The organism is Pseudomonas sp. UBA6315, from assembly GCF_002438125.1.
Classification (GTDB): Bacteria; Pseudomonadota; Gammaproteobacteria; order Pseudomonadales; family Pseudomonadaceae; genus Aquipseudomonas; species Aquipseudomonas faucium.
In genome coordinates this window covers 23,883-30,200 of record NZ_DJTF01000189.1, presented here as the reverse complement: position 1 = coordinate 30,200, position 6,318 = coordinate 23,883, and the positions used below count along the sequence as shown (strand labels likewise).

7 protein-coding genes are annotated in these 6,318 nt (G+C 67.9%); all 7 read left to right on the top strand.

Annotated elements, in window-relative coordinates:
• Positions 1-230: 230 nt before the first annotated feature.
• The 7 genes from B3E94_RS23005 to B3E94_RS22975 all read left to right on the top strand — a co-directional run bounded on the left by B3E94_RS23005 (position 231) and on the right by B3E94_RS22975 (position 6,295).
• Positions 231-1,268 carry a phosphotransferase family protein gene (locus B3E94_RS23005; protein WP_286915344.1) on the top strand — a complete coding sequence of 346 codons (1,038 nt, stop codon included), beginning with the start codon at positions 231-233 and terminating at the stop codon, positions 1,266-1,268.
• Positions 1,265-1,627 carry a DUF6285 domain-containing protein gene (locus B3E94_RS23000; RefSeq protein WP_236238229.1) on the top strand — a complete coding sequence of 121 codons (363 nt, stop codon included), beginning with the start codon at positions 1,265-1,267 and terminating at the stop codon, positions 1,625-1,627. Before B3E94_RS23005 ends, B3E94_RS23000 begins: the two co-directional genes overlap by 4 nt.
• On the top strand, positions 1,620-2,339 hold the full coding sequence (locus B3E94_RS22995) for a histidine phosphatase family protein (RefSeq protein ID WP_286915342.1): 720 nt from the start codon (positions 1,620-1,622) through the stop codon (positions 2,337-2,339). Before B3E94_RS23000 ends, B3E94_RS22995 begins: the two co-directional genes overlap by 8 nt.
• Positions 2,340-2,366: 27 nt before the next feature.
• On the top strand, positions 2,367-3,539 hold the full coding sequence (locus B3E94_RS22990) for an acyl-CoA dehydrogenase family protein (RefSeq protein WP_286915341.1): 1,173 nt from the start codon (positions 2,367-2,369) through the stop codon (positions 3,537-3,539).
• Positions 3,536-4,294: an SDR family NAD(P)-dependent oxidoreductase gene (locus tag B3E94_RS22985; RefSeq protein ID WP_286915340.1), complete on the top strand. Its 759-nt coding sequence runs from the start codon at positions 3,536-3,538 to the stop codon at positions 4,292-4,294. The genes B3E94_RS22990 and B3E94_RS22985 overlap by 4 nt, the downstream gene beginning before the upstream one ends.
• A 158-nt stretch (positions 4,295-4,452) precedes the next feature.
• Positions 4,453-5,433, top strand: coding sequence for a quinone oxidoreductase family protein (locus B3E94_RS22980; RefSeq protein ID WP_176516990.1), 981 nt, complete (start codon positions 4,453-4,455; stop codon positions 5,431-5,433).
• 13 nt (positions 5,434-5,446) lie between these two features.
• Positions 5,447-6,295, top strand: coding sequence for a TauD/TfdA dioxygenase family protein (locus B3E94_RS22975; RefSeq protein ID WP_286915338.1), 849 nt, complete (start codon positions 5,447-5,449; stop codon positions 6,293-6,295).
• Positions 6,296-6,318: the final 23 nt, after the last annotated feature.

Genomic DNA, 6,318 nt, shown 5'->3' with positions numbered 1-6,318 from the left:
CGCGGGCGGCGCTCGATCTCACCGACACTGAAAATCGCCCGTCGAGCGCAAGAATGAACAGCAGTTTCAGCGTTGAAACGACGCTGTTCACACTTGCAATAAAACACAATCTCCACACTCGAAAATCAATCCCAACATACTGATCTACAAGGTATTTCAAAAATAAAACACAATCTGGCAACCATCTTGCTTAGTGCTCCATTACGTGTGAACAGTGAGTTGGATCGACCATGCCAAGCAGTCATTTCGCGCAGCAAGCCAGCGCTCGCATCGACGTCGCAGACGCCCATGAGGTGCTGTCTGCCTATCTACAGGCGCGCCTCCACGGCCAGCCAGTGCGCATCACCCACAGCGAGCGCCTGTCCGGTGGCGCCATCCAGGAAAACTGGCTGCTCCAGGCCGAAGTAGCCGGCGTGCCCCAGCGCTGGGTGCTGCGCACCGACGCAGCCACCGCCGTGGCGGCGAGCATGAGCCGCGAGCAGGAGTTCGCCGTGCTCAGCGCCGTGCACCAGGCCGGGGTAAAAGTGCCCGAGCCACTGTGGCTGTGCCAGGTGCCGGAAGTGATCGGGCGTGATTTCTTCATCATGCAGGCCCTGACCGGCAGCGCCGCCGGCCACCGCCTGACCAGCGGCGAAGGCAACCCGGCCCTGTGCCGGGAGCTGGGGGCCAACCTTGCGCGCCTGCACCAGCTGCGGCCACCGCAGGCGGCGCTGGCGTTCCTGCCCGCGCCGGTTGCCGATGCGGTGCAGGCCAGTGTCGATCAGTACCGCAGCTACCTCGATGCCTTGCCGGGCAGCCACCCGATCATCGAATGGGGCCTGCGCTGGTGCGAGCTGAACAAGCCCGCGCCCCTGGCGGCCTGCCTGATCCACCGCGACTACCGCACCGGCAACTACATGGTCGAGGGAGGCCAGTTGAGCGGCGTGCTGGACTGGGAATTCGCCGGCTGGGGCGACCCGCGCGAAGACCTGGGCTGGTTCACCGCCCGCTGCTGGCGCTTCGCCCGGCCACAGCTGGAGGCGGGCGGCATCGGCCACCTCGACGACCTGCTGGCCGGCTACCGCAGTGTCGCGCCACTGGCCCTGGACCGCGACACGCTGCGCTTCTGGCAGGTCATGGCGCACCTGCGCTGGGCGCTGATCGCCCTGCAGCAGGCCGAACGCCACCTCTGCGGCCAGCAACGCTCGCTGGAGCTGGCGCTGACCGGGCGCATGGTCAGCGAACTGGAACAGGAACTGCTGTTGCTCACCCAAGGAGGCCGCCCATGAACCAGCCCGATGCCCACGACCTGCTGCTCACCGCCCGCGATGCCGTGCTCCAGCAGCTGTTGCCCGCCTTGCCGGCGCATCTGCACTACGAAGCGCGGATGGTGGCCAGCGCCTTGCTGATCGCCAGCCGCGAGCTGGCCCAGGGCGCGGCCTGTGCCGACACCGAGCGCCAGGCCCTGGGCGACTTGCTGCAAGGCCAGGCGACCCCGGAGCAAGCCCGCAGCGAGCTCGCCCGGCGCATACGCCAGGGCGCCTACGACGCGCCCGGCGAGGCCCGCGAGCGCCTGCTGGCGGCGCTGCGCCGCATCAACCGCGCGCAGCTGTGCATCAGCAACCCCAAGGTACTGGCCCATGACTGAACAACCCGCCCAACCCGTGCGCCGGCGCCGCTGCTACCTGGTGCGCCACGGCCACGTCGACTACTTCGACGCCAGCGGCCGCCCCCTCGACCCGCGCAGCGTGCCGTTGTCGGCCAAGGGCGTAGCCCAGGCCCAGGCGCTGGGCCAGGTGCTGGCGCAGGCGCCGTTCGACCGCGCGGTGTGCTCGAACTACCCGCGCACCCGGCAGACCCTCGACCAGCTGCTGGGCAGCCGAGAACTGCCGGTGGAAGAACGCGCCGAACTGCGCGAGATCCGCGCCGGCCGCCTGCGGGAAATCCCCCGCGAATGCCTGCACCGCGAAGTGGCCCAGGCTTACCAGCTTGCCGACCGCCCTGAGGCGGCGTTCTTGCGCGGCGAGCCGTGGCTTGCGTTCCAGCAGCGGGTGCTGGGCAGCTTCCAGCAACTGCTGCAGGAGCCGCACTGGAACGCGCTGCTGCTGGTCAGCCACGACGCGGTCAACCGCATCCTCCTGGCCTGGGCCTGCGGCGCCGGCCTCGGCGCCCTGGCCGCCTTCGAGCAGGACCCGGCCTGCCTGAACATCGTCGACATCGACATGGCCGGCCCGCAGGTGCTGCGCGCCTACATCCGCACCCTCAACTACAGCGCCTACGACCCGGGCAAGGCGACCATCGACAAGACCGTCATGGAGCATGTGCACGCCTCCATCGACCCGCGCCGCCTGCACGCCTGAACCCATTTGCCTACAAGGAACACCGCCATGCATTTCGCCCTGTCTGCCGAGCTGACCGCCCTGCAAGCCAAAGTCCGCCAGTTCGTCGCCGATGTCGCCATCCCCCTGGAGCGCGACCCGCGCCAGACACCCCACGGCCCGAGCGCCGAGCTGCGCCAGGTGCTGCTCGACCAGGCCCGTGAACACGGCCTGCTGACCCCGCATGCGTCGCGGGGCATGGGCGGCCTGGGCCTGAGCCACATCGAGAAGGCGATCGTCTTCGAAGAGGCCGGCTACTCCACCCTGGGCCCGGTGGCGCTGAACATCCATGCCCCCGACGAAGGCAACATCCACCTGCTCGAACAGGTGGCCACGCCGGCGCAGAAAGCGCGCTGGCTCAAGCCGCTGGTAGAGGGCCGCATCCGCTCGTGCTTCGCCATGACCGAGCCGAGCCCGGGCGCCGGCTCCGACCCTTCGATGCTGACCACCCAGGCCGTGCGTGACGGCGACGACTACGTCATCAACGGCCAGAAATGGTTCATCACCGGTGCCGAGGGCGCGCAGCTGGCGATCATCATGGCGCGCATGGAGGACGGCAGCGCCACCATGTTCCTCACCGACACCGACCGCCCAGGCTTCATCCTCGAGCGCATGATGGACTCGCTCGACAGCTGCTTCGCCGGCGGCCATGCGGTGCTGCGTTTCGACAACCTGCGCATCCCCGCCAGCGACGTGCTGGGCGAGGTGGGCAAGGGCTTCCGCTACGCCCAGGTGCGCCTGGCCCCGGCGCGCCTGACCCACTGCATGCGCTGGCTGGGCCAGGCCCGCCGCGCCCACGACGAAGCCTGCCGCTACGCCAACCGCCGGGTGTCGTTCGGCAAGGCACTGGGCGAGCACCAGGGGGTGGGCTTCATGCTCGCCGACAACGAGATGGACCTGCACACCACGCGCCTGGCCATCTGGCACTGCGCCTGGGTGCTCGACCAGGGCGAGCGCGGCAACTTCGAGTCGAGCGTGGCCAAGGTGCTCAGCTCCGAGGCCATCTGGCGGGTGATCGACCGCTGCGTGCAGGTGCTGGGCGGGCAGGGCGTGACCGGCGAATCGATCGTCGAGCGGATCTTCCGCGATGCGCGCAGCTTCCGCATCTATGACGGCCCGAACGAGGTGCACCGCATGAGCCTGGCGAAGAAGATCCTGGCCCGCACGCAGGTGGCCGGATGAACCTCCACAGCTATCGCGACCAGGTGGTGATGATCACCGGCGCCGCCAGCGGCTTTGGCGCCTTGCTGGCCGAGCGCCTGGCCGGGCTGGGTGCCCGGCTGGTGCTCGGCGACCGTGACGTCACGGGCCTTGAACGGGTGGCCGGGGCCCTGCGCGAGGCCGGCGCCACGGTGCTGGCGGTGCCTTGCGACGTGACCCGCGAGGTGCAGGTCAAGGCCCTGGTGGACGCGGCCTTGGCCACCTTTGGCCGGCTCGATGTGGGGGTCAACAATGCCGGCATCCTCACGCCGATGAAGCGCTTCGTCGACACCACCGAAGAAGAGCTGGACCGCAGCCACGCGGTCAACACCAAGGGCGTGTTCTTCTGCATGCAGCAGCAGATCCGCCAGATGCTGCTGCAAGGGGGCGGGGTGATCCTCAATGTCGCCTCCATGGCCGGGCTCGGCGGTGCGCCCAAGCTGGCCGCCTATGCCGCGGCCAAGCATGCGGTGGTGGGGCTGACCCGCACCGCGGCGGTCGAGTACGCCCGCCGTGGCATCCGCGTCAATGCGCTGTGCCCGTTCTACAGCGCAACGCCCATGGTCACCGGCAGCGAAGTGGGCGAGCAGCAGGCGTTTCTCGCCCAGGGCTCGCCGATGAAACGCCTGGGCACCCCAGAGGAAATCGTCGCGGCGATGTTGATGCTGTGCGCCCGCGAAAACAGCTACATGACCGGCCAGGCAATTGCCGTGGATGGCGGCATCTCGGCGTTCTGAGCCTTGCCCCAGGCGCCCTCGGCAGTGAAACCGAGGGCGCTGTCATGAACTGAAAAACCGTTGTCGTCCGATGATAAGCGGCGCAAGGCGCAACGGCCTAAATTGCCCTTCAAGACGAATGTTGCAATTCGACAATAACGACAAGAAGGGAGATTGGCATGGCCAAAGCGGTACGTTTCTACGAAACCGGAGGGCCTGAGGTCCTGCGCTACGAAGACGTCGAAGTCGGCGAACCGGGCCCGGGGCAGGTGCGCCTGCGCCACGTGGCGGTCGGCCTGAACTATGCCGACACCTATTTTCGCAACGGCACCTACCCGATCCCGCTGGCCAACGGCATGGGCGTGGAAGCCTCGGGCGTGGTCCAGGCGGTGGGCGAGGGCGTCAGCCACGTCGCGGTCGGCGACCGGGTCACCTACACCGGCTTTCTCAACACCCTCGGCGCCTACAGCACCGAGCGCCTGATCCCGGCCGCGGCGCTGATCAAGCTGCCGGAAACCATCGCCTTCGAAACCGCCGCGGCCATGACCATGCGCGGCCTCACCGCGTCGTACCTGATGCGCCGCTTGTACGATTTCAAGCCGGGTGACAGCATCCTGCTGCATGCCGCCGCCGGCGGTGTCGGCCTGATCGTCTCGCAGTGGGCCAAGCTGCTCGGCCTGACCGTGATCGGCACCGTGTCCACCGACGCCAAGGCCGAAGTGGCCCGCGCCCATGGTTGCGACCACACCATCAACTACAGCCACGAAGACGTGGCCAAGCGCGTGCGCGAGCTGACCGACGGGGTGGGTGTCAATGTGGTGTTCGACAGCGTCGGGCGCACCACCTTCATGGGCTCGCTGGACTCGCTCAAGCGCCGTGGCCTGATGGTCTGCGTGGGCACCGCCTCCGGCACCATCGAGCCGTTCGACCCGCAGATCCTGGCCATGAAAGGCTCGTTGTTCATGACCCGCCCGGCGCTCGCCGACTACATCGCAGACCCTGCGGAAAAGGCCCGGCTTTCCAGCGAGCTGTTCGACCACGTGGCCAGCGGCCGCATCAAGATCGAGATCAACCAGCACTACGCCCTGCAGGACGCGGTCCAGGCGCACCGTGACCTGGAATCGCGCAAGACCACCGGCTCGTCGATCTTCGTCATCTGAGGAGGGCAGCGCCATGCAAGTCGAACAATTGACCTGCGCCATCGGTGCCGAGCTGGTGGGCGTCAGGCTGGCCGATGCCATACACGATGACGGCCTGTTCGCCGAGATCCGCGCCCAGTTGCTCAGGCACCGGGTGCTGTTTCTGCGCGACCAGGACATCAGCCGCGCCGAGCACGTGGCCTTCGCCCGCCGCTTCGGCGAGCTGGAGGACCACCCGGTGGTCGGCAGCGACCCCGAGCACCCGGGCCTGGTGCAGATCTACAAGTCGCCGGACACCCCGATCGACCGCTACGAAAACGCCTGGCACACCGACGCCACCTGGCGCGCGGCGCCGCCCATGGGCTGCGTGCTGCGCTGCGTGGAAGCCCCGGCGGTCGGCGGCGACACCATGTGGACCAACATGGTGCTGGCCTACGCCAACCTGCCGACCGAGATCAAGGCGCGCATCGAAGGGCTGCGTGCCCGCCACAGCATCGAGGCCAGCTTTGGCGCGGCCATGCCGATCGAGAAACGCCTGGCGCTCAAGGCGCGCTTCCCCGATGCCGAGCACCCGGTGGTGCGCACCCACCCGGAAACCGGCGAAAAGGTGCTGTTCGTCAACGCCTTCGCCACCCATTTCAGCAACTACCACACCCCTGAGCGGGTGCGCTTCGGCCAGGACGCCAACCCCGGCGCCGGCGACTTGCTGCGCTACCTGATCAGCCAGGCCTATATCCCCGAGTACCAGGTGCGCTGGCGCTGGAAGCCCAACAGCATCGCCATCTGGGACAACCGCAGCACCCAGCATTACGCCGTCATGGACTACCCCGCCTGCCACCGCAAGATGGAGCGCGCCGGGATCATGGGCGACGCGACTTTCTGACCCTACAAGAACAAGATTGAGGA

Excerpts from the sequence above, each read along its gene's own strand:
- B3E94_RS23005 (WP_286915344.1), top strand. The coding sequence starts at position 231 with ATGCCAAGCAGTCATTTCGCGCAGCAAGCCAGCGCTCGCATCGACGTC.
- B3E94_RS22995 (WP_286915342.1), top strand. The coding sequence starts at position 1,620 with ATGACTGAACAACCCGCCCAACCCGTGCGCCGGCGCCGCTGCTACCTG.
- B3E94_RS22975 (WP_286915338.1), top strand. The coding sequence starts at position 5,447 with ATGCAAGTCGAACAATTGACCTGCGCCATCGGTGCCGAGCTGGTGGGC.
- B3E94_RS23000 (WP_236238229.1), top strand. The coding sequence starts at position 1,265 with ATGAACCAGCCCGATGCCCACGACCTGCTGCTCACCGCCCGCGATGCC.
- B3E94_RS22985 (WP_286915340.1), top strand. The coding sequence starts at position 3,536 with ATGAACCTCCACAGCTATCGCGACCAGGTGGTGATGATCACCGGCGCC.
- B3E94_RS22990 (WP_286915341.1), top strand. The coding sequence starts at position 2,367 with ATGCATTTCGCCCTGTCTGCCGAGCTGACCGCCCTGCAAGCCAAAGTC.
- B3E94_RS22980 (WP_176516990.1), top strand. The coding sequence starts at position 4,453 with ATGGCCAAAGCGGTACGTTTCTACGAAACCGGAGGGCCTGAGGTCCTG.